We start from the raw sequence: 19,022 nt of genomic DNA, 5'->3' as shown, positions 1-19,022 counted from the left end.
AACGGAACGTCATGGACCCCACCACCCTGCCCGTCGTCGGCATGCTGCTGCACGGCGGCGCCGACCTGCTCACCGCCCTCGCCGAGGGCCTCTCCCCGTTCGTCGGGGACGCCGCCTCGGCGCTCGCCGTCGTCGCGCTCACCCTGGCCGTGCGCCTCGTGCTCGTGCCGCTCGCCGTCGTCCAGGTCCGGGCCGAACGCGACCGCCGGCGACTCGCCCCGCGACTGGCCGAGCTCCGACGTCGACACGGCCGCGACGCACAGCGTCTGCAGCGTGCCGTGCAGGAGCTGTACACCTCGGAGCGGGTCTCGCCGCTCGCCGGGTGCCTGCCCGTGCTCGCGCAGGCTCCGGTCCTGTCGCTCGTGTACACGCTGTTCAGCCACGGGACGATCGGCGGCGTGACGAACACGCTGCTCGAGGCGACGCTCGTCGGCATCCCGCTCGGGCGGTCCCTCGTGGTGGTGCTGACGTCCCCGCTGTGGACCCACGCCTGGGTCGTCGTGCTGCTGCTCGTGCTCCTCGCGCTCGTGGTCGAGGCCAGCCGCCGGGCGAACCTGCGCTGGAACCCGGTGGCGCCGGTGGCCGACGGGGCGGAGGCTCCGGGCAGCGGGGTCGCCACGGCCGTCGCCCGGTGGGTGCCCTTCGTGTCGGTCGTGTTCGCGGGGATCGCACCGCTCGCGGCGACGCTGTACGTCGTCACGAGCGCGGTGTGGACCTACGGCGAGCGGGCGGCGCTCCGTCGGGTGATCCGGTAGCGCCGAGTCGACACGCGCGCCCGCAGCGGTCGCGCCGGTCGCGACGGCCGGGTCGGTCCCGTCGACCGACCCGGTCCGGTGCGTCGGGTCAGCCGCCCTGGCCCTCCTGCTGCGGGCCCTGGTCGACCGGGTCGTACTCGGTGCCGCGCCCCTGCTCCTCGTCGGCGGTCGGGACGTGGCGCTCGGTGCCGCTGCCGCCGGGGCTCGTCGCGACGTAGTCGGCCTCGCCGGACTGGGTGTCGTGGCTGAGGGCCTCGAGGGTCTCCGGGTCGGCGTCGTGGCGGACGGCGTCGTGGCGCTCGGCGTCGCCCGTGGTGGTGGTGTCGGGTCCGGTGTCTGCGGTCATGGCACCCGTCTACCCGTCGCCCACTGGACAGCGGTCGGACGGTGGGCCCCGGGGAACGGGCACGCGGGTCGTCCCGGTGGGAGCATGGGCGGGTCCGGTGCGTCCGGACCGGGAGCGCTGATGGTCGACGACGACGTGGCACGGGAACGAGCACGGCTCGAGGCCCTCGCCTGGGGCCCTGCGACGCCTCCCGACGAGGCCGCGCGCGCCCGGGTCGCCCTGGCAGCGCTCGTGCCGTCCGACGATGGCCGTGCGGGCAGCGTGCACCCCGACTCCGCGCCGTCGGCCGACGGACCCGGACCCGGACCGTCGAGCGGCACACCCGCCGCGGTGTCGTCGACCCACCTCCCCGGGACGGACGCAGCCGGGGCGGAGCCGGTCGACCACGACCACGACCACGACGTGACGGGGTCCGCCCGCGCACGCCCCGACGGACCGCCGGGCGTGCGCGGACCCGGCGAGCCGACCCGTGTCGTGGACGCACCCGCTGACGGCGGCGACGGACGAGGCGGCGGTGGGTCGGGCCTCCCGTCCGACCGCGACGGCGGTCGTCGCGGCCTGGTGACCCGGGTCCGCGAGGCGGTCCGCACGACGCGACCACGGATCTGGATCGTGCTCGGCGCGGCCGTGACCGCGGTCGTGGCGTTCGGTGCCGGCACGGTCGTCGGGACCGCGCACGAACAGACGGTGTCGGCGCCCCAGACCACCCCGACGCCCGGTGCGGTGACGCTCGAGGAGCTGCTCGACATCCCGCAGACCTACGCGGACCAGCTGCCGGGGCCGGTCGAGGCGCCGGTCAGCCTGCGGACCACCCGCCTGGTGTTCACCAACCGTGCGCTCGACGGCAGCGCGTTCGAGACGCCCTGGAACGTGTGGGCCGGCGTCGGGACGGACCGGTCGGCAATCTGCCTGGTCGCCACCGCGAACCGCCTGGCGTCGACGACGGCCTGCTACCCGCGGGAGGACGCCCTGCACGGGTCGGTGTCGCTCTCGGCGCAGTCGACCAGCGGGACCCTCACGGTGACGCTGCGCGGCGGCGCCGTCCAGGGCACGGTGACGAACGAGAACTGATCGGGAATGCCCGCTCCAGCACTGCGTTGGAGCGCTCCTAGGACTTTCTCGGCTCCGCCCCTCGCGCAATCCGGATGCAGCGTGCAACACTGGATGAGCGCACTCGCCGTGGAGTCGTCCACAACCATCCCGGGTCACTCGACCCGGTCCACACCCACCGCGAGCGCGCACCTCGCACCGCCGTCACGACGGTCCGGTCAGACGCGTGCTCCGCCGTGCCCCGGAGGAGGTCAGCAGCGTGTCCACCAACACCACCACCTCGGCCGTGTCGACGAACACGCGGCCGATCACCGTCACCACCCAGTCCGTCGTCGGCATCGCCGTGCTCGGTCTCGCGACGTTCTTCGCGATCACCACCGAGCTCATGCCGGTCGGGCTGCTCGGGACCATGAGCCGCGACCTCGGCGTCGGCGAGTCGACCATGGGCATCGTCGTGACCGTGTACGCCGCCGCGGTGGCGCTGCTCGCGCTCCCGCTCACCTCGCTCACCGCCCGGCTCCCCCGCAAGGCCGTGCTCGTCGCGACGCTCGTCGGGTACGCGGTGTCGAACGTGCTCGTCGCGACCGCACCCTCGTTCGCGGTCGTGTGCGCCGGCCGGGTCGTCGGCGGCGTCGCGCACGCGCTGTTCTTCTCGGTGGCCTCGGCCTACGCGACCCGGATCGTCCCGCCGCGCCTGGCCGGCCGCGCGATCGCCTTCGTGTACTCCGGCAGCTCGCTCGGCTTCGTCCTCGGCGTCCCGCTCGCGACCTGGGTGGCGCAGAGCGTCGGCTGGCGTCCCGCCGTCGGCGGTGTGGCCGTCGCGGCAGCCGGGCTCGCGGTCGTCGCCGCAGCGTTCCTGCCCGCCGTCCGCGGTGCTGCGTCGCCCCACATCGGTTCGCCGCGCGCATGGGCACGCACCGGCCTGCTGTCGGTCGTCGTGGCCGACCTGCTGCTCTTCGGCGGCCACTACGTCGTCTACACGTACATCGGCCCGTACGCGATCGACGCCGGACTCGACTCCGGGATGGTGAGCGGCGCGCTGCTCGTGCTCGGTGGCACCGGGATCGTCGGGCTCTGGCTCGCGGGCATGTTCGTCGACCGTGCGCCCCGGCAGACCCTGCTCGCCGCGATCGCCGTGATGGTCGTCGCCTTCGCCCTGCTGCCGTTCGTGCACGGCTCCCTCGTCGGGACCATGGTCGTCGCCGGCGTGTGGATGGCCGCCAACGGCACCACGGGCACCCTCTTCATGGCCGCGGCGATCCGGACCGGGGGCGTCTCCCCCGACATCGCCGGCGCGCTCGTCAACGGTGCGTCGAACATCGGGATCGCCGGGGGCGCGGCCGTCGGCGGACAGGCGCTCGGGGCCGTCGGGCTGCAGTGGATGCCGCTCGCCGGTGCGGTCGTGCTCGTCGGGTCGCTCGGCGTCGTGCTCCTCGCGCGGCGCGGGTTCCCGGTGCACTCGCACACGCAGGAGCACCTGTCGACGTCGTCGATCGAGGCCATCACCTCGTCGCTCGCGGTCGTCACGACGTCGGTGCCGGTGGTCGGACGGGCGATCCAGACGCTCACCGGGTCGATCGGCGTGGTCACGGGGACGGTGCGGACGGCGACGGGGTCGGTGCGGACGGCGACCGGGTCGGTGCGGACGCACCGGGGCTGAGGGGCGGCGAGGCTGCGCTGCTGCGCCCGCTGCTGCGCTGCGCGCGTGCCGCGTGGTGCGAGCTGTCTGCGCACAACCAGAAGCACGTCGCGCCACGGAACCACGTGGCGCGACGTGCTCCTGGTTGTGCGGGAGCGCGGTGGACCGCGGAACCGCCGGACGGGAGGCGCGGGGCGGGCTGGCGCTGCGCCTCCAGACCGACGGGCGGCCGCGGCCGCGGTGCCCTGCGCACAACGGAAGGCACGTCGCGCCACGGAACCACGTGGCGCGACGTGCCTTCCGTTGTGCGCAGGAGCGCGGTGAACCGGGGGAACGCCGGACGGAAGGCGCGGGGCGGCCTGGTGCCGCGCCTCCCGTCCGGCGGGGTGGACGCGCGGCGCCGCGCACAACCGTCGGCACGTCGCGCCACGAAACCACGTGGCGCGACGTGCTCCTGGTTGTGCGGGAGCGCGGTGACCCGCGAGACCGCCGGACGGGAGGCGCGGGGCGGGCGAGCGCCGCGCCTCCGGGTCGGCGGGCCCGCGGCTCCGCGCGAACCTCGCCGCGCTCAGCCGCGCTCGGCGCCCACCCGCCGTCGCGTCCGGGCGGCGCGCGCCGTGAGGACGGCCGCACCGATCAGGACCAGAGCACCCGCGGCGATCGCCGTCGGGGCGACCTCCGCGCCGGTGAACGCGAGCGGCCCGCGGGGAGTCGCGCTCCCGACGCCGCTCGGGGCCGTCGGGCCGACACCCGGTGTCGGAGCGGGCGTCACCGGGCCCGGCGTGACGGCGGCGGCGCGCAGGCGCAGCGCCAGCGGCACCGGCGTGGCACCCACGGCCGCCGTGGTGACCCGCTGCGCGGCACCCGCCGTCGCTCCGGTGCCGGCCGCGACGTCGTACTCGGTCGCCGGCTGCAGACCGGGGAGCGTGAAGGTACCGTCCGTCGCGGTCGTCGTGGACACCGGGTCACCCGCGGTGGGCGTCGCGACGACGGGGACGCCGGCGGCGGGCCGTCCGTCCGCGTCCGTGACCGTTCCGGGTTGCTCGACCGTCGGCAGCGGGAGGGCGAAGTCGACCCGGGCGGTCGCAGCTCCCGTCGCACCCGTCGTGACCGACGTGGTCTCGGCACCGGTCACGGTCAGGCGGTAGTCGGTCAGCGGGGTGAGACCCGTGAGGTCGTACGACCCGTCGGCTGCGGTCGTCACGACGACGACGGTGCCCGAACCGGCCTCGACCGGTCGGGCCGTCACGGTCGCTCCGGCCACCGGAGCGCCGCCGCGGTAGCTCACGGACCCCGCCTGTGAGGTGGTCGACGGGACGGGCGTGGCGAACGGGAAGTCCGCGGTCGCCGTACCGGAGCCGGTCGCCGTGACCGTGACCTCGGTGCTGCCCGTCGCACCGACCACGGGCTCGGTGGTGCGGACGGTGTAGGTCCCGGGAAGGACGCGGAAGTCGTAGGAGCCGTCGGGCGCCGTGGTGGTGGTCGCGACCACCCTCCCGGCCTGCACGAGTTCGACCGTCGATGCACTCGGCGCTGCACCGTCGAGGGTGACCCGCCCGCTGATCGTGGCGAGCGGTGCCTGCACGACGATGGGCGCCAGGACGACGGTCGGCGCGCCGTCCGCACCGGTCGTGGCCGCGACCGGGGTGCCGCCGACGACGCCCGCCACGATGGCGGACCCCGCGGGGAGACCGACGGCGGTCCAGGCGCCGTCACCGTCGGTGGTGACCTCGGCGAGGACCGTGCCGTCCGTCGCGTCCCTGACGACCACCGGGACGTCGGCGACCGGGGTGCCCGCGGTGTCCACCACGGTGCCGTCCACCGCGACGGTGCCGGGCGGCGTGACGAAGGCGGTGTCGGCGCCCGTCACGTCGGCGCGGAGGGACACCGGGCCGGGGGCGGTCTGCACGGTCGCGTTGTCCGGGGTCGCGACCGAGACCCGGTAGCCGTCGGCCTGTGTCAGCGCCGGGACGGACCAGCGCCCCTGCGCGTCGGTCGTGGTCGTGACGACCGAACCGTTCGGTGCGGTCACCGTCACCAGGGCGTCCGGGAGGGCCGCCCCGTCGAGGGTCGCGGTGCCGGAGAGGGACGAGGTGCGGTTCGCGAACCAGGTCTGGTACACGGGAGCGCCGCTGCGCTGCTGGAACGCGATCGTCAGCGTCGCGAGGGAGGCCGTCGGCGTGAACCACGCGCTCGCCCCCGCCGTGTCGACCGCACCCGCGTTGCCTCGCAGGACACCGGTCGCGGCGTCCCAGGTCGGCACGTCCTGCCCGGCGGGCACACCGCCCGGGTCCCTCGGGCAGCTCCACCCGCCGGGCGAGACGGTCGAGCACGAGTTGTACGACCCCTGGTACCCGAGCTGTGCGACGGAGGCGGGGCTGCCGTCGGCAAGGGTCGCCGCGATCGTCGCCTGGTCGGCGTCGATGTCCCCGAGCACGAACGACCACCCGCCCGCACCGGGCGTGCCTCCCGCGAAGGTGTAGGTCGTCCTGGCTGCACCCGACGCGTCGGGGCGGTCGGCGGCCGGACGGAGGTTGAGGTACGAGTTGCCCCTGCTGTCCCCGTAGACCGCGCCGGGCGGCGTGGACGGGCCCTGACCCGTCGTCGTGCCGCCGATGACCTGTGCCTGGCGCGAGGTCGACGTCCAGGTGGTCGTCGGGAAGCCGGGCAGGGCCACCTCACCGGTGTAGGCGCCCGCCTTCCCCGTGGCGGTGAAGACACCCCAGTGCCCCTCGGTCGCGGCGGTCGCTGTGGTCGCCCCCGCGAGCACGAGGCCCAGTCCGAGGACGACGCCGGTCGCGCCGGCCGTGATCGTGCGCAGTCGGCGCATGAGTGTTCCCCTGTCCCGCGCCGGATCCTTGACGAGTCCTCAGGTTATCCGATGAGCGAGAGCATGTCCGTGCCTGCCTCGACGGAACCCGTGGCGGGTCCGTCGGCCGGGAGGCGCGGGGCGCGCTGGTGCCGCGCCTCCCGGCCGGTGGGTCGTCGCGCCCGGTGCGCGGGCGCGTTGCGCACGCCGGGCGGCGCTGGACGCGCGGTGGCTGCGCACAACGGGAGGCAGGTCGCGCCACGGAACGACGTGGCGCGACGTGCTCCCCGTTGTGCGGAGGCGAGGTGAACCGCGGAACCGACGGACAGGAGGCGCGGGGCGGGCTGGTACTGCGCCTCCCGGCCGGCGGGTGGTCGCGCGCGGTGCGCCGGCGCGCTGCGCCCGCCGGGCGGCGCTCGACGCGGGGTGGCTGCGCACAACGGGAGGCACGTTGCGCCACGGAACCACGTGGCGCGACGTGCCTCTGGTTGTGCGGGAGCGCGGTGAACCGCGGCACCGCCGGACGGGAGGCGCGGGGCGGACTGGAGCTGCGCCTCCAGGCCGGTGGGTGGTTGCGCGGCGGTCGCGCCTTGCGCACGCCGGGCGGCGCTCGACAGGCGGTGGCTGCACACAAACGGAAGCACGTCGCGCCACGGAACGACGTGGCGCGAGCTGCCTCTGGTCGTGCGGGAGCGCGGCGGACCGCGGGCTCCGGGCCGTCAGCCCGGCAGGCGGTCGAGCACGGGGACCTGTCCCGCGACGAGCAGGTCCCGCGCCGCGGCGAGCGGCACCCACCGGGCGTCGTCCACCTCCGGGACCTCGACGAAGCGGCCCGACCCCCGCGGGAGTTCGAGGCGCACGGTGTTGCTCCGGACGACGTCGACGCCGAAGTCCTCCGCACGGACGGCGAACACGTGCACGCGCTTGCCCGACGCCTGCCGGACCTCGCCGAGGTCGACCACGGTGCCCGTCGGTGGCGGGACGCCGATCTCCTCGGCGAACTCGCGCCGCGCGGTGTCGAGCGGGTCCTCCCCCGCCTCGACGAGGCCCTTCGGGATCGACCAGGCGCGCGGGCGGGAGCGCCAGAACGGGCCGCCCATGTGCGCGAGGAACACCTCCGCGTCACCGCCCGCGACGGATCCGCGGTGCAGCAGGAGTCCGGCGCTGGTGACCACGGCCCGAGGCTAGCCCGACGGGACGGGGCCCGCGCGCCGGCGCTGCCACGGTCGGGATCAGCCGGCGAGGGTCTGCAGCTCGGCGGCCACCCGCCGGGTCAGGTACGCGACGCCGCGCTCGTTCGGGTGCAGTGACCCGGCGACGAGGTCGATGCGGCTGAGGTTCCGGCTGCCCTCCAACGTCACCCCCTCGACGTACGCACGGCTCGTCGCGCACGCGGTCCGCGCCTGGGTGCTCGTGAACGCGTCGACGTAGGACACCCCCGCGGCGCGGGCCGCCGTGGCCGAGACCTCGTCGAGGTCGGCCTGGACGCCGTGCAGGTACCGCACGTCGGTGTCGGTGAACGGGTACGTGTCGGTCGGGAAGCGCCCCGCCAACGTGCCGAGGTCGAGGGTCGGCCGGAAGCAACCGCCCTTCGGCGTGTGCTCGGCGTCGGGGAAGATCGCCGGGTACCCGACGAGGACGACGACCGCGTTCGGCGCCGCTGCACGGACGCGCGCGAGGGTGTCGGCGATGCCGAGCGAGACGTCGGACCGGATCGTGTCGCCGAGTTCGTCGACACCGCCGCGCACGAGCTGGCTCCGGCACGACGGTGCGTCCCGCCCGGAGAACACCGGGCCGTCCGGTGCGAGCGCCAGGCACGAGGCCGCGGTGCTGAACAGCCCGGCGTCGTTGCCCCCGATCGACAGGGTGACGAGCCGCGTCCGGTCGGACAGCGCGCGGATCTGCGGCGGCACGCCCTTGAACTGGTAGCCGGACAGGACGTCGCGGCTCGTCGCTCCGCCGCACGTCACGTCGTGCAGCACGAGGCCGTACCGCGCCGCGATCCGGTGCGGGTAGTCCCGCGCGGACTGCCCGCACACCGCTGTCGGCAACCCGGTCGGGTCCGGCAGACCGTAGCCGGCGGAGTACGAGTCGCCGAGCGCGACGTACTCGCTGCCCGGCGGGAGACCCGCGAGGGTGTCGGTCGGCGGGTCGGTCGTCGGGAACGGGGCCGGCACCGGCCACATCGGCGCGGCAGCAGCGGACGGGACCCCGAGCACGCCGCCGGCACCGGTCCCGCTGCCCACGGCGACCCCGCACACGGCGACGAGGACGACGGCCAGCGCCGTGGCCAGGGCGCGCGGGATCCGGGAACGCAGCAGGGGGACCTCCACGGGACGGGACGGACGACACCGCCGCGCGGGGGCGCGGGCGGGACGGACCAGGCTACCGGTCCGACCCGCCCGCCGCGGTCAGCGCCGTCCCAGGCGCCGCTCGCCGCCGCTGCCGGTCTGGTACTGCAGGCCGTAGTGCTCGTACAGCACCGGCTCGGTCGTCGCCTCGAGCTCGCCGTCGGTCGGGATCGACGGCGCGTCCTTGACGAGCTTCTTCGGGAACGCGACGCGCAGGTGCTTCGGCGCGACGGTGGCGCCGACGAGCGGCACGAACAGGAGCTTCTGGAAGCCGACGAGGCCGGTGGTCACGGAGCCGAAGGCCGGCTCCGACGTGGCGGTGTCGTAGTAGATGCTCTCGAGGGTGCCGATCTTGTCCTCGGTGTCGTCGACGACGGCGAGGCCGATCCAGTCGCGGACGTCAGCAGCTTCGAACACGGGGTGCTCCCTTCGAGCAGGACAGGTCGTCCTCGACGCTACCGAGCGCTGCTGCGGACGGTCACGGGCAGCGAGTCGACCGCGGCGAGCACGTCGTCGACGCCCACCGCGAGGAGCGCCGGGTCCGGGTCCTCGGCGAACACGTCGCCACGGCGCACCGACGCGTCGGTGAGGACGACGTGCGGACCGGACGCCGGCGGGCCCCAGGCCTCGGGCGGCGCCGGACCGAACACCACGACCGACGGGACGCCGTAGGCGGACGCGAGGTGCGCCGCGCCGGTGTCGACCGTGACGACGACCGCCGCATCGGCGATCACGGCCGCGAACGGCTGCAGGTCGAGCACGCCGGCCAGCACCGCCTCCGGCGCCAGACCGGCCCCCTGCGCGACGGCCGCCGCGCGGTCGACGTCGTCCGCGCCTCCCGTCAGGACCACGTCGTGTCCGCGCTCCCGCAGCCCGCGCGCGACGGCCGCGAACCGGTCGGTGGGCCAGTGCCGGGCCCCGTGGAAGGCACCCACGTGCACGACGGCCGCGCCGAGCGCGACCGAGGGGGTCTCGGGGCGGGCGATCGCGACGTCGTCCGGGTCGGCGGGGATGCCGTGCCAGGTGACCAGGCGTGCCCAGCGCTCGCGCTCGTGGACGTCGTCCGGCCACTCCGGGCCGTCGTACCCGTGGGCGGGGTCGGCGTGGCCGATCACCCGGCGCGCACCGAGCGCGGCGACGAGGTCGGACGACCCCGGGCCGACGCCGTGCAGGTTGACCGCCACGTCGACCGCACCGTGCGGCGCGCCGATCGCGTGGTCGAGCCCGTGCTGGGCGAGGTGCACGTCGACGGGGAGCAGCTCGACGACCGGGGCGAGCCAGGCGGTGGTCGCGAGGGTGATGCGGTGGCCCGGGAAGGCCCGGCGGAGGGCGTGCAGCGCGGGGACGGCGACGAGGGCGTCGCCGAGCTTGATGGCGCGCAGGACCAGGAGGTCCGGGCGCCCGTCGGACGGGGGCAGCGTGGGGACGGCGGTCACCCCGGCGACGCTAACCGGATCGCACTGGGGGCGTTCGCGGGTGCGCTCCGGTAGCACTGGGGCATGGCCCTCGCGAAGGACCGCGTCGTGCGCGGTCTCCTGTTCGACCGTGACGACACGCTCGTGATCGACGTCCCGTACAACGCCGACCCGCGACTCGTCGTGCCGGTGCCGGGTGCGCACCGTGCGGTCGAGCGTGCGCGTGCCGCCGGGCTCCGCGTCGGCGTCGTGACGAACCAGTCCGCGATCGCGAAGGGCCTCGCCACCCGCGAGCAGGTGGACGCGACGAACGCCCGGGTCGACGAGCTCGTCGGCCCCTTCGACGTGTGGTGTGTCTGCCCGCACGACGCCGGGGACGACTGCCGGTGCCGGAAGCCGCGGCCGGGCATGGTGCTCGACGCGGCGGAACGGCTCGGGATCGACCCGTCCGAGCTCGTCGTGGTCGGGGACATCGGCGCCGACGTCGGCGCCGCGGTCGCCGCGGGTGCGCAGGGCATCCTCGTGCCCACCCCGCGGACCCGGGCAGAGGAGGTCGACGCGGCGGACACCGTCGTCGACTCGCTCGACGACGCCGTGACCGCGGTGCTCGCCCGCGTCCCCGCCGCACGCGCGTGAGCGGGGAGCCGGGCGGCACGCCCGTGGGCGCGGAGCCGGACGGCACGCCCGTGGGCGCGGAGCCGGACGGCACGCCCGTGGGCGCGGAGCCGGACGGCACGCCCGTGGGCGCGGAGCCGGACGGCACGCCTACGGGGACGGAGCCGGACGGCACGCCAGTGGGGACGGAGACCGGAGGCACGTCCCCCGCCGACGAGCCCCGCCGCCCCCGCGTCCTCGTGGTGCGCCTCGACTCGTTCGGTGACGTCCTGGTCGCCGGCCCCGCCGTCCGCGCCGTCGCGTCCGGCGCGTCGCACGTCACGATGCTCTGCGGGCCGCAGGGCTCCCCCGCCGCCGACCTCCTGCCCGGGGTCGACCGCGTGCGGGTGTGGGCGGCGCCGTGGGTCACCGAGACCGCCCGGCCGATCGACGACGCCCTGCTCGGCGAGTTCCGCGCGCTCGTCACCGAGGAGCAGCCGGACGAGGCCGTCGTCCTCACCTCGTTCCACCAGTCCCCCCTGCCGGTCGCGCTGCTCCTCCGCCTGGCCGGGGTCGCCCGCGTCTCCGGCGCCTCGGTCGACCACCCCGGGTCGCTGCTCGACGTGCGGCTGCGGCCCGGCGAGGACCTGCCCGAGGACCTGCCCGAACCGGAGCGGGCGCTGCGCATCGCCGAGGCCGCCGGGTTCCGGCTGCCGCCGGGTGACGACGGGAGGCTCGCGGTGCGGCACGACGCCGTCGCACCGCCCGAGGTGGTCGCGCTCGACCGCTACGTGGTCGTCCACCCAGGAGCGAGCGTCCCGGCGCGGTCGTGGCCCGAGGGCCACCACCGCGCGCTCGTCGCCGCGTACGCGGCCCGCGGCGTCCCGGTCGTCGTGACCGGCAGCCCGGGCGAACGCGCGCTCACCGCGGCGGTCGCGGGCGACACCGCGCTCGACCTCGGCGGCCGGACGAGCCCCGCCGAGCTCGCGGCCGTGCTCGCCGGCGCCGAGGTGGTCGTCGTCGGCAACACCGGGCCCGCGCACCTCGCGGCCGCGGTGGGTGCCTCGATCGTCAGCCTGTTCTCCCCCGTGGTGCCCGCGGTGAAGTGGGCGCCGTACGCCCCGGCCGTCGAGCTGCTCGGCGACCAGGCCGCACCGTGCCGCCTCAGCCGGGCCCGCGAGTGCCCGGTCGCCGGGCACCCGTGCCTGTCCGGAGTGCGCGTCGAGGACGTCCTGGCGGCCCACGAGCGACTGGTGGTCGCGCTGCGCGGATGATCGCGCGGAAGCCTGCGAGGAGGAGGAGCAGTCGCTGCGTAGCGTGCGCCACTGCTCCTCCTTCTCCTCGACCACGGGTCACCGACCCCGGCCGCAGGCCTCCCGGAGGGGCACCGACGAGACGGAAGGCCCTGCATGCGGATCCTCGTGTGGCACGTGCACGGCGGCTGGATGGACGCCTTCGTCCGCGGCCCCCACGAGTACCTCATCCCGACCACCCCCGCCCGCGACGGCTGGGGCCTCGGCCGAGGCGGACGTGACTGGCCGGACTCGGCGATCGAGATCGACCCGGCCGACCTGGTCGACGCCGAGGTCGACGTGGTCGTCCTCCAGCGCACCGAGGAACTCGAGGAAGCACAGCGGCTGCTCGGTGGCCGGGACGTCCCGATGGTCTTCGTCGAGCACAACGCCCCGCGGGTCGACGTGCCGGACAGCCTGCACCCGATGCGCGACCGCGACGACCTCGTCATCGCGCACGTGACGCACTGGAACGCCCTGATGTGGGACTGCGGTCGCACCCGCACCACCGTGGTCGAGCACGGCGTCGTCGACCCGGGTCCGCTGTACACGGGGGCGCTCGAGCGGTTCGGCGTCGTCATCAACGAACCGGTCCGCCGCGGTCGCGTGGTCGGGACCGACCTGCTCCCCCGCTTCGCCGCGGTCGCACCCGTCGACGTCTGGGGCATGGGCACCGACCGGCTCCCGGAGCTCGGCTTCGGCGACCACGTCGTCCCGCTCGGAGACGTCCCCGCCGACCCGATGCACGCCGCGCTCGCCGAGCGGCGCGCCTACGTGCACCCGAACCGGTGGACGTCCCTCGGGCTCTCGCTCATCGAGGCGATGCACATGGCGATGCCGGTGCTCGTCCTCGCCACGACGGACGCGCCGCGGTCGGTGCCCGCCGACGCCGGCGCGATCGCGACCGACGTGGCGGACCTGGTCCGCGTCTCCCGGACGCTCCTGGAGGACCCCGAGGAGGCCCGCCGCCGCGGTGCCGTGGCACGGGAGGCCGCGCTCGCGCGGCACGCGCTCGGCCGGTACCTGGCGGACTGGGACGACCTCCTCGACGACGCCGTCACGCGCGGAGCGCGACGCGACCGCGCGGCGACGCCCGCGCTGGAAGGGAGCGCGCGATGAGGATCGCCATGGTCTCCGAGCACGCCAGCCCCCTCGCCGTCCTCGGCGGCGTGGACGCCGGCGGACAGAACGTGCACGTCGCGGAGCTCTCCGGGGCCCTCGCCGACCGGGGGCACCAGGTCACCGTGTACACCCGCCGCGACGACGCCGACCTGCCCGTCCGGGTCGCCCTGCGCCCCGGGGTCGAGGTCGTGCACGTCGACGCCGGACCCGCGCGCCACGTGCCGAAGGACGACCTGTACCCGTACATGGGGACCTTCGCCTCGGTGCTCGCCGCCGAGTGGTTCCTCGACCGACCCGACGTCGTGCACGGGCACTTCTGGATGTCCGGGCACGCAGCGATCGACGCCGTCCAGCAGGTCCAGGCGCGCACCGGCGGTGTCCGCATCCCCGTGGTGCAGACGTTCCACGCGCTCGGCGTCGTGAAGCGTCGGCACCAGGGGACGGCGGACACGAGCCCCGCGGAACGCGAGTGGGTCGAGCCCGCGGTCGGCCGCACCGCCGACCAGGTCATCGCGACCTGCTCCGACGAGGCGTTCGAGCTCAAGGCGCTCGCCGTCCCCCTGCACGCGATCTCGGTCGTGCCCTGCGGCGTCGACACCGAGCTGTTCACGCCCGACGGACCGGTCGAGGAGCGCGGTCGCACCTTCCGTGTGCTCACGGCGTCGCGCCTGGTGCGCCGGAAGGGCGTCGGCACGACGATCGCCGCCCTCGCGAAGCTCCTCGACGAGGGACGCGACGTCGAGCTCGTCGTCGTCGGCGGCGCCGGTGTCGCCGGGGCCGACCTCGTCGACGACCCCGAGTACCAGCGCCTGGACGCCCTGGCCCGCTCGCTCGGTGTCCGCGAGCACGTGTCCTTCCGGGGGCAGCTCGGCCAGCACGACATGCCGGAGGTGTACCGCAGCGCCGACGTCGTCGTCTGCGCCCCCTGGTACGAGCCCTTCGGGATCGTCCCGCTCGAGGCGATGGCCTGCGGCCGTCCCGTCGTGGCGTCGAGCGTCGGTGGCCTCATCGACACCGTCGTCGAGGACGCGACCGGCCTGCACGTCCCCCCGCGGGACGAGCACGCGGTCGCGGCCGCGGTCGGCCTCGTGCTCGACGAGCCGGAGCGTCGCAAGGCGTACGGCCGCGCCGGGCGACGTCGCGCCGAGACGAAGTACACCTGGCACAAGGTCGCCGCGGACAGCGAGCGCGTCTACGAACGGCTCGTCGCCGGGTCGGCCGCCGTGCCGACCACCACGACCACGGGCTCCCGCCCCACCCGCGTCGGACGGACCTCCCGCTCCACGCTCCCGACGGAGAGGACCGCACGATGACCATCGACCAGCAGGCCGGCACCCGCGACCCGGGCACCGAGGACAGCAGCGTCCGCACCGTCGTCGACCACATCGCGGCCTCGGTCCGGGTGATCGCGTCGCTCGTCGACCACAAGGACCACATCGCCGCCTGGGCGGACGACATCGCGTCACGGCTCGTCGCCGGTCGTCGGCTCCTCGCCGCCGGGAACGGCGGGTCGGCCGCGGAGGCGCAGCACCTGACCTCCGAGCTCACCGGCCGCTTCGACGGCGACCGCCCGGCGTACTCGGCGATCTCGCTGCACGCCGAGTCGTCCGCCGTCACCGCGATCGGCAACGACTACGGCTTCGACGAGGTCTTCGCCCGCCAGGTCACGGCGCACGCCCGAGCCGGGGACGTGGTCGTGCTGCTCAGCACGAGCGGCAAGAGCCCGAACCTGCTCCGCGCCGCAGCGGCTGCCCGCGCGGTGGGCGCCCGGTCGATCGCGATGACCGGCCCCGGCCCGAACCCGCTGGCCGACGCCGTGGACGACGCGATCCGGATCGAGGGGCCGTCGGCGAACGTGCAGGAGGCGCAGCTCGTCCTCGTGCACGCCCTGTGCCGCGCGATGGAGCCCGCCCTGCGCCGCGGAGCACGCCGATGAGCGGCGCACCGGGTGCAGCCGAGACCGCCGGCACGCCCCGCGCCACCGAGACCGCCGAGACCGCCGGCACGCCCCGCGCCACCGAGACCGCCGACACTGCTGGCACTGCCGGCACGCACGGCACACGCCGCCGCGTCGTCGTGGTCGGCGACACCCTGCTCGACGTCGACGTCTCGGGCACCAGCGAACGGCTCAGCCCCGACGCCCCGGTCCCCGTCGTCGACGTCCGCACCGACGACCGCCGTGCCGGTGGCGCCGGGCTCGTCGCCTCGATGCTCGCCCGGGACGGCCACGACGTCACCCTCGTCACGGTCCTGAGCGACGACGACCGCGCCGACGAGATCCGGGCCCTGCTGCCGGACGTCCACGTCGTCGCCGGACCGTCCGGCGCCCCGACGCCGGTGAAGACCCGCGTGCGGGTCGTCGACCACGCCCTCGTCCGCATCGACGAGGGCTGCGCGACCCCGCCCGTCCCGGACACCACCCCGGAGATGACCGCCGCGCTCGAGGGCGCCGACGCGATCGTCGTCGCCGACTACGGTCGCGGCGTCGCCGCCTCCGCCGGCCTGCGTGCCGCGCTCGGCCGGGTCGCCGAGCACACCCCGGTCGTGTGGGACCCACACCCGAAGGGCGCAGCACCGGTCGCCGGCACCGCGGTCGTCACGCCGAACTCGAGCGAGGCACGGCGCTTCACCGACCTGTCCGGCGAGGGCGTGCCCTTCGCCACCGACGCCGCCGCGGCGCTCGTCGCCACCTGGGACGTCGCCGCCGTGGCCGTGACGCTCGGCGACCGCGGCGCCCTGGTCGCGAGCCGGCGTCCCTCGGCCGACGGCGGCGCGCACGCGCTCGACAGCCGGTTCGTCCCCGCCCCGTCGGTCACCGCGGGCGACCCCTGCGGCGCCGGCGACCGGCTCGCGGCCGGCGTCGCGGTGGCCCTGGCCGAGGGTACGGACGTCGCCGACGCCGTCGCCGCCGGGGTGCTCGCCGCATCGGAGTACCTCGCCGCGGGCGGCGTCACCGCGCTGTTCGCCGACGACGGTCCCGCGCCCGTCCCGGTCCCCGGCGTCGATCGCGACGCGATGCGGGTCGTGCACGAGGTCCGCAGCGCCGGCGGCACGGTCGTCGCGACCGGCGGGTGCTTCGACCTCCTGCACGCCGGACACGCGCGCACGCTCTCCGCGGCGCGCGCGCTCGGTGACTGCCTGGTCGTCTGCCTCAACTCCGACGACTCGGTCCGCGCCCTCAAGGGCCCGGAGCGGCCGATCATGACGCAGGACGACCGGGTCGAGCTGCTGCTCGCGCTCGACTGCGTCGACGCCGTGGTCGTGTTCGACGAGCACACCCCCGACGAGGCGCTCCGCCGCTTCCGCCCCGACGTCTGGGCGAAGGGCGGCGACTACGCCGCGAGCGAGCTGCCCGAGGCGGCGACGCTCGCCGAGTGGGGAGGTCGTGTCGTCACGGTGCCGTACCACGCGGGGCGCTCGACCACCCGGCTCGCCGCCGCCATCGCGCGGGTCGGCTGACGCCGCCCCACCCGACCACCCACCGGACGGGAGGCACGGCGCACCGCCGCCACGCGCCTCCCGTCCGCCGGTCCCCACCTCCACGACCGTCCGCCGGCACCACCGACGGACCGCACCACGACCTCCCGGAAGGAAGTCCATGCCCGTCCCCACCACCCCCATCGGCCGCGTCCTCGTCACCGGCGGCGCCTCGGGTCTCGGCGCGGCGGTCGTCGCCGCCGTCACCGAGGCCGGCGGTACCCCGATCGTCCTCGACCTGCGGGTCGACGCGGTCCCCGAGGGCGTCGACGCCGTCGCGGTCGACGTGACCGACACCGAGGCCACCGAGCAGGCCGTCCGCGCCGCCGCCGAGCGCCACGACGGACTCGACGCCGTGGTCACCGCCGCGGGCATCGACAAGCCGGCCCCGATCGGTGCGCTGACCTCCGGCGACTGGGAGCAGATCGTCGGCGTGAACCTGCTCGGCACGGCCGCCGTCGTGCGTGCCGCGCTGCCCGCGCTCGAGGCCACGCACGGCCGCGTCGTGACGATCTCGTCCTCGCTCGCGCTGCGCGGGGTCGGCGACGGCACCGCCTACTCGGCGTCGAAGTTCGGCGTCCGCGGGTTCTCACAGGCCCTCGCGGCCGAGACCGCCGGGCGCATCGGCGTGACGAACATCATCCCCGCCGGCATGCGCACGGCGTTCTTCGAGGGCCGCACCGAGCAGTACAAGCCGGGCCCGGACGCGCAGCTCATCGAGCCGGAGTACGTCGCGAACGCGATCCTGTTCGCGCTGTCGCAGCCGGCCGGGTGCGAGATCCGCGAGCTGTCGATCATGCCGGCGACCGAGCCCAGCTGGCCGTAGGTCGCCCGGGTCGGGCCGAGAGCGCCCCGAGGTCCCAGAATCCTGGAACCTCGGGGCGTTCTTCGTGCCGCCCCTGACACCTCGACGTACACGCCACGCGCGTCCTCGGCACCTCGACGTGCGGGGCCGCGCGTGGCGACGCGACCGACGCCCGGGCCGGACCGGCGCGGCGGGGGTGGGCCGCGCCTCCCGTCCGGTGGTGCGTCAGCGCGGGACGGCGACCGGCCTGCCGGTCGTGGCCAACAGGTCCGCGACGTCCGCCAGGACGGCCTCGGGCGTGACCTCGTCGACGTACGACGGGTCGTGCTCGCAGCGCTCCGCGGTCCAGCCCACCTGCGTGACGTCGACGCCGCAGACCGGGCACCGCGTGACGAAGGACAGGTGGACGCGGTGGCGCCCGCGGTCGGTCGGGCCCGCGTTGACGACGTTGCCGAACCAGAACACGCCGACCGTCGGGGTGCCCACGGCGACCGCGAGGTGCCGCGGTCCCGAGTCGTCCCCGACCAGCACGTCGGCGGCGGCGAGCACCGCGGGCAGCTCGGTCAGCGGCAGCGCGTCGGTGAGGTCGTGCAGGTGGTCGTGCAGCGCCGTGGGGACCGCGCCGCGGATCGCCTGCGACGCCGGCACGTCGGACGCGTCGCCGACGAGCACCACGTCGTCCCCGGCGTCGAGCCGGGCGGTGACGACGGCCGCGAAGTGCTCCGGGCTCCAGCGTCGCCGCGGGTCGGTGGCACCGGGGTGCACCGCGACGAGCCGGCCCGTCACGCCGAGGCGCTCCCGGACGGCCGAGCGTTCCGCGTCCGTCACGCGGACGCGGGGGTCGAGCGTCACCGGTGCGGCGCCGGCGAGCGAGGCGACCTCGAGGCTGCGCAGCACCTCGTGCTGGTAGTAGACGTAGCGGACCCAGCGCTCCAGGACCTCGGCGTCCTCGGTGGCGGTGCCGACGGTGTGCCGGGCGCCGAGCCGGAGCAGGAACGGGTTCGAGTTGCGCCCGCCGCCGTGCACCTGCACGGCGAGGTCGAAGCGGCCGTGCAGCCGGGCGACGAACTCCTCGAGGTCGGGGGCGCCGTCGCCGGACTCACGGACGCCGGGGGCGACGGGGAGCTCCTCGAAGGCGTGCACCGCGTCGGTGCGTCCGCGCAGGACCGCCGGTGCGAGCGGGGTGCCGAGCAGGGTGATGCGGGCCTCGGGGTACGCGGCGGCCAACGCCTCGAGTGCGGGGACCGCGAACATCAGGTCTCCCAGGCCACCACCGCGGAGCACCGCGATCTCCCGGACGTCGTCGAACCGTTCTCCACCGTTGCCGATCAGCTGCACGCATCCTCTTCTACCGGAGCGGTCCCGAG

Annotated in this window: 17 protein-coding genes; 10 read left to right on the top strand and 7 right to left on the bottom strand. The window is 75.8% G+C overall.

The window, feature by feature from the left end; translation table 11 throughout:
• Positions 1-11: 11 nt before the first annotated feature.
• Entirely contained in the window at positions 12-755 is a 744-nt protein-coding gene (locus tag QOL15_RS08260) for a membrane protein insertase YidC (protein WP_071247139.1), read from the top strand.
• An 88-nt stretch (positions 756-843) separates the two neighbouring features.
• Here QOL15_RS08260 and QOL15_RS08255 read toward each other — a convergent pair whose 3' ends face one another.
• Positions 844-1,101, bottom strand: coding sequence for a hypothetical protein (locus QOL15_RS08255; protein ID WP_065963679.1), 258 nt, complete (start codon positions 1,099-1,101; stop codon positions 844-846).
• A 120-nt stretch (positions 1,102-1,221) separates the two neighbouring features.
• Between QOL15_RS08255 and QOL15_RS08250 the strand changes: the two genes are divergently transcribed.
• The gene (locus tag QOL15_RS08250; protein WP_071247141.1) at positions 1,222-2,172 is read left to right on the top strand and encodes a hypothetical protein; all 951 of its coding nucleotides are present in this window, start codon (positions 1,222-1,224) and stop codon (positions 2,170-2,172) included.
• 238 nt (positions 2,173-2,410) lie between these two features.
• Complete coding sequence (locus QOL15_RS08245) at positions 2,411-3,811, top strand: MFS transporter (RefSeq protein WP_139197469.1); 1,401 nt, start codon at positions 2,411-2,413, stop codon at positions 3,809-3,811.
• Positions 3,812-4,358: 547 nt separating this feature from the next.
• Here the strand turns inward: QOL15_RS08245 and QOL15_RS08240 are convergent.
• The 5 genes from QOL15_RS08240 to QOL15_RS08220 form a co-directional block, all read right to left on the bottom strand.
• Positions 4,359-6,620, bottom strand: coding sequence for a collagen binding domain-containing protein (locus QOL15_RS08240; RefSeq protein ID WP_071247144.1), 2,262 nt, complete (start codon positions 6,618-6,620; stop codon positions 4,359-4,361).
• Positions 6,621-7,318: 698 nt separating this feature from the next.
• Complete coding sequence (locus tag QOL15_RS08235) at positions 7,319-7,774, bottom strand: NUDIX domain-containing protein (protein ID WP_065963670.1); 456 nt, start codon at positions 7,772-7,774, stop codon at positions 7,319-7,321.
• Positions 7,775-7,831: 57 nt separating this feature from the next.
• On the bottom strand, positions 7,832-8,932 hold the full coding sequence (locus tag QOL15_RS08230) for an SGNH/GDSL hydrolase family protein (protein ID WP_071247145.1): 1,101 nt from the start codon (positions 8,930-8,932) through the stop codon (positions 7,832-7,834).
• Positions 8,933-9,010: 78 nt separating this feature from the next.
• Positions 9,011-9,367 (bottom strand): PRC-barrel domain-containing protein, encoded by a 357-nt coding sequence (locus QOL15_RS08225; RefSeq protein WP_065963667.1) that lies wholly within the window; start codon positions 9,365-9,367, stop codon positions 9,011-9,013.
• A 38-nt stretch (positions 9,368-9,405) separates the two neighbouring features.
• Positions 9,406-10,386: a glycosyltransferase family 9 protein gene (locus QOL15_RS08220; protein WP_071247146.1), complete on the bottom strand. Its 981-nt coding sequence runs from the start codon at positions 10,384-10,386 to the stop codon at positions 9,406-9,408.
• Positions 10,387-10,449: 63 nt separating this feature from the next.
• On the opposite strand from QOL15_RS08220, the gene QOL15_RS08215 reads away from it, so the two are divergent.
• The 7 genes from QOL15_RS08215 (at position 10,450) to QOL15_RS08185 (ending at position 17,676) form a co-directional block, all read left to right on the top strand.
• Positions 10,450-11,001 carry an HAD-IIIA family hydrolase gene (locus QOL15_RS08215; protein WP_071247148.1) on the top strand — a complete coding sequence of 184 codons (552 nt, stop codon included), beginning with the start codon at positions 10,450-10,452 and terminating at the stop codon, positions 10,999-11,001.
• A gap of 158 nt (positions 11,002-11,159) precedes the next feature.
• Positions 11,160-12,233 (top strand): glycosyltransferase family 9 protein, encoded by a 1,074-nt coding sequence (locus tag QOL15_RS08210; RefSeq protein WP_071247150.1) that lies wholly within the window; start codon positions 11,160-11,162, stop codon positions 12,231-12,233.
• A gap of 135 nt (positions 12,234-12,368) precedes the next feature.
• Positions 12,369-13,370: a glycosyltransferase gene (locus QOL15_RS08205; protein ID WP_071247152.1), complete on the top strand. Its 1,002-nt coding sequence runs from the start codon at positions 12,369-12,371 to the stop codon at positions 13,368-13,370.
• Positions 13,367-14,686 (top strand): glycosyltransferase, encoded by a 1,320-nt coding sequence (locus tag QOL15_RS08200; RefSeq protein WP_071247154.1) that lies wholly within the window; start codon positions 13,367-13,369, stop codon positions 14,684-14,686. The genes QOL15_RS08205 and QOL15_RS08200 overlap by 4 nt, the downstream gene beginning before the upstream one ends.
• Positions 14,683-15,309 (top strand): SIS domain-containing protein, encoded by a 627-nt coding sequence (locus tag QOL15_RS08195; RefSeq protein ID WP_071247156.1) that lies wholly within the window; start codon positions 14,683-14,685, stop codon positions 15,307-15,309. The genes QOL15_RS08200 and QOL15_RS08195 overlap by 4 nt, the downstream gene beginning before the upstream one ends.
• Entirely contained in the window at positions 15,306-16,832 is a 1,527-nt protein-coding gene (locus QOL15_RS08190) for a PfkB family carbohydrate kinase (RefSeq protein WP_305405834.1), read from the top strand. Before QOL15_RS08195 ends, QOL15_RS08190 begins: the two co-directional genes overlap by 4 nt.
• Positions 16,833-16,971: 139 nt before the next feature.
• Positions 16,972-17,676: an SDR family oxidoreductase gene (locus QOL15_RS08185; RefSeq protein ID WP_071247158.1), complete on the top strand. Its 705-nt coding sequence runs from the start codon at positions 16,972-16,974 to the stop codon at positions 17,674-17,676.
• A gap of 204 nt (positions 17,677-17,880) precedes the next feature.
• Here QOL15_RS08185 and QOL15_RS08180 read toward each other — a convergent pair whose 3' ends face one another.
• On the bottom strand, positions 17,881-18,993 hold the full coding sequence (locus QOL15_RS08180) for a glycosyltransferase family 9 protein (protein ID WP_071247160.1): 1,113 nt from the start codon (positions 18,991-18,993) through the stop codon (positions 17,881-17,883).
• Positions 18,994-19,022: the final 29 nt, after the last annotated feature.

Source organism: Curtobacterium sp. MCBA15_012, assembly GCF_001864935.2.
Lineage (GTDB): Bacteria > Actinomycetota > Actinomycetes > Actinomycetales > Microbacteriaceae > Curtobacterium.
The sequence above is the reverse complement of the archived record's forward strand: the minus strand, read 5'-3'. Positions and strand labels throughout refer to the sequence as shown.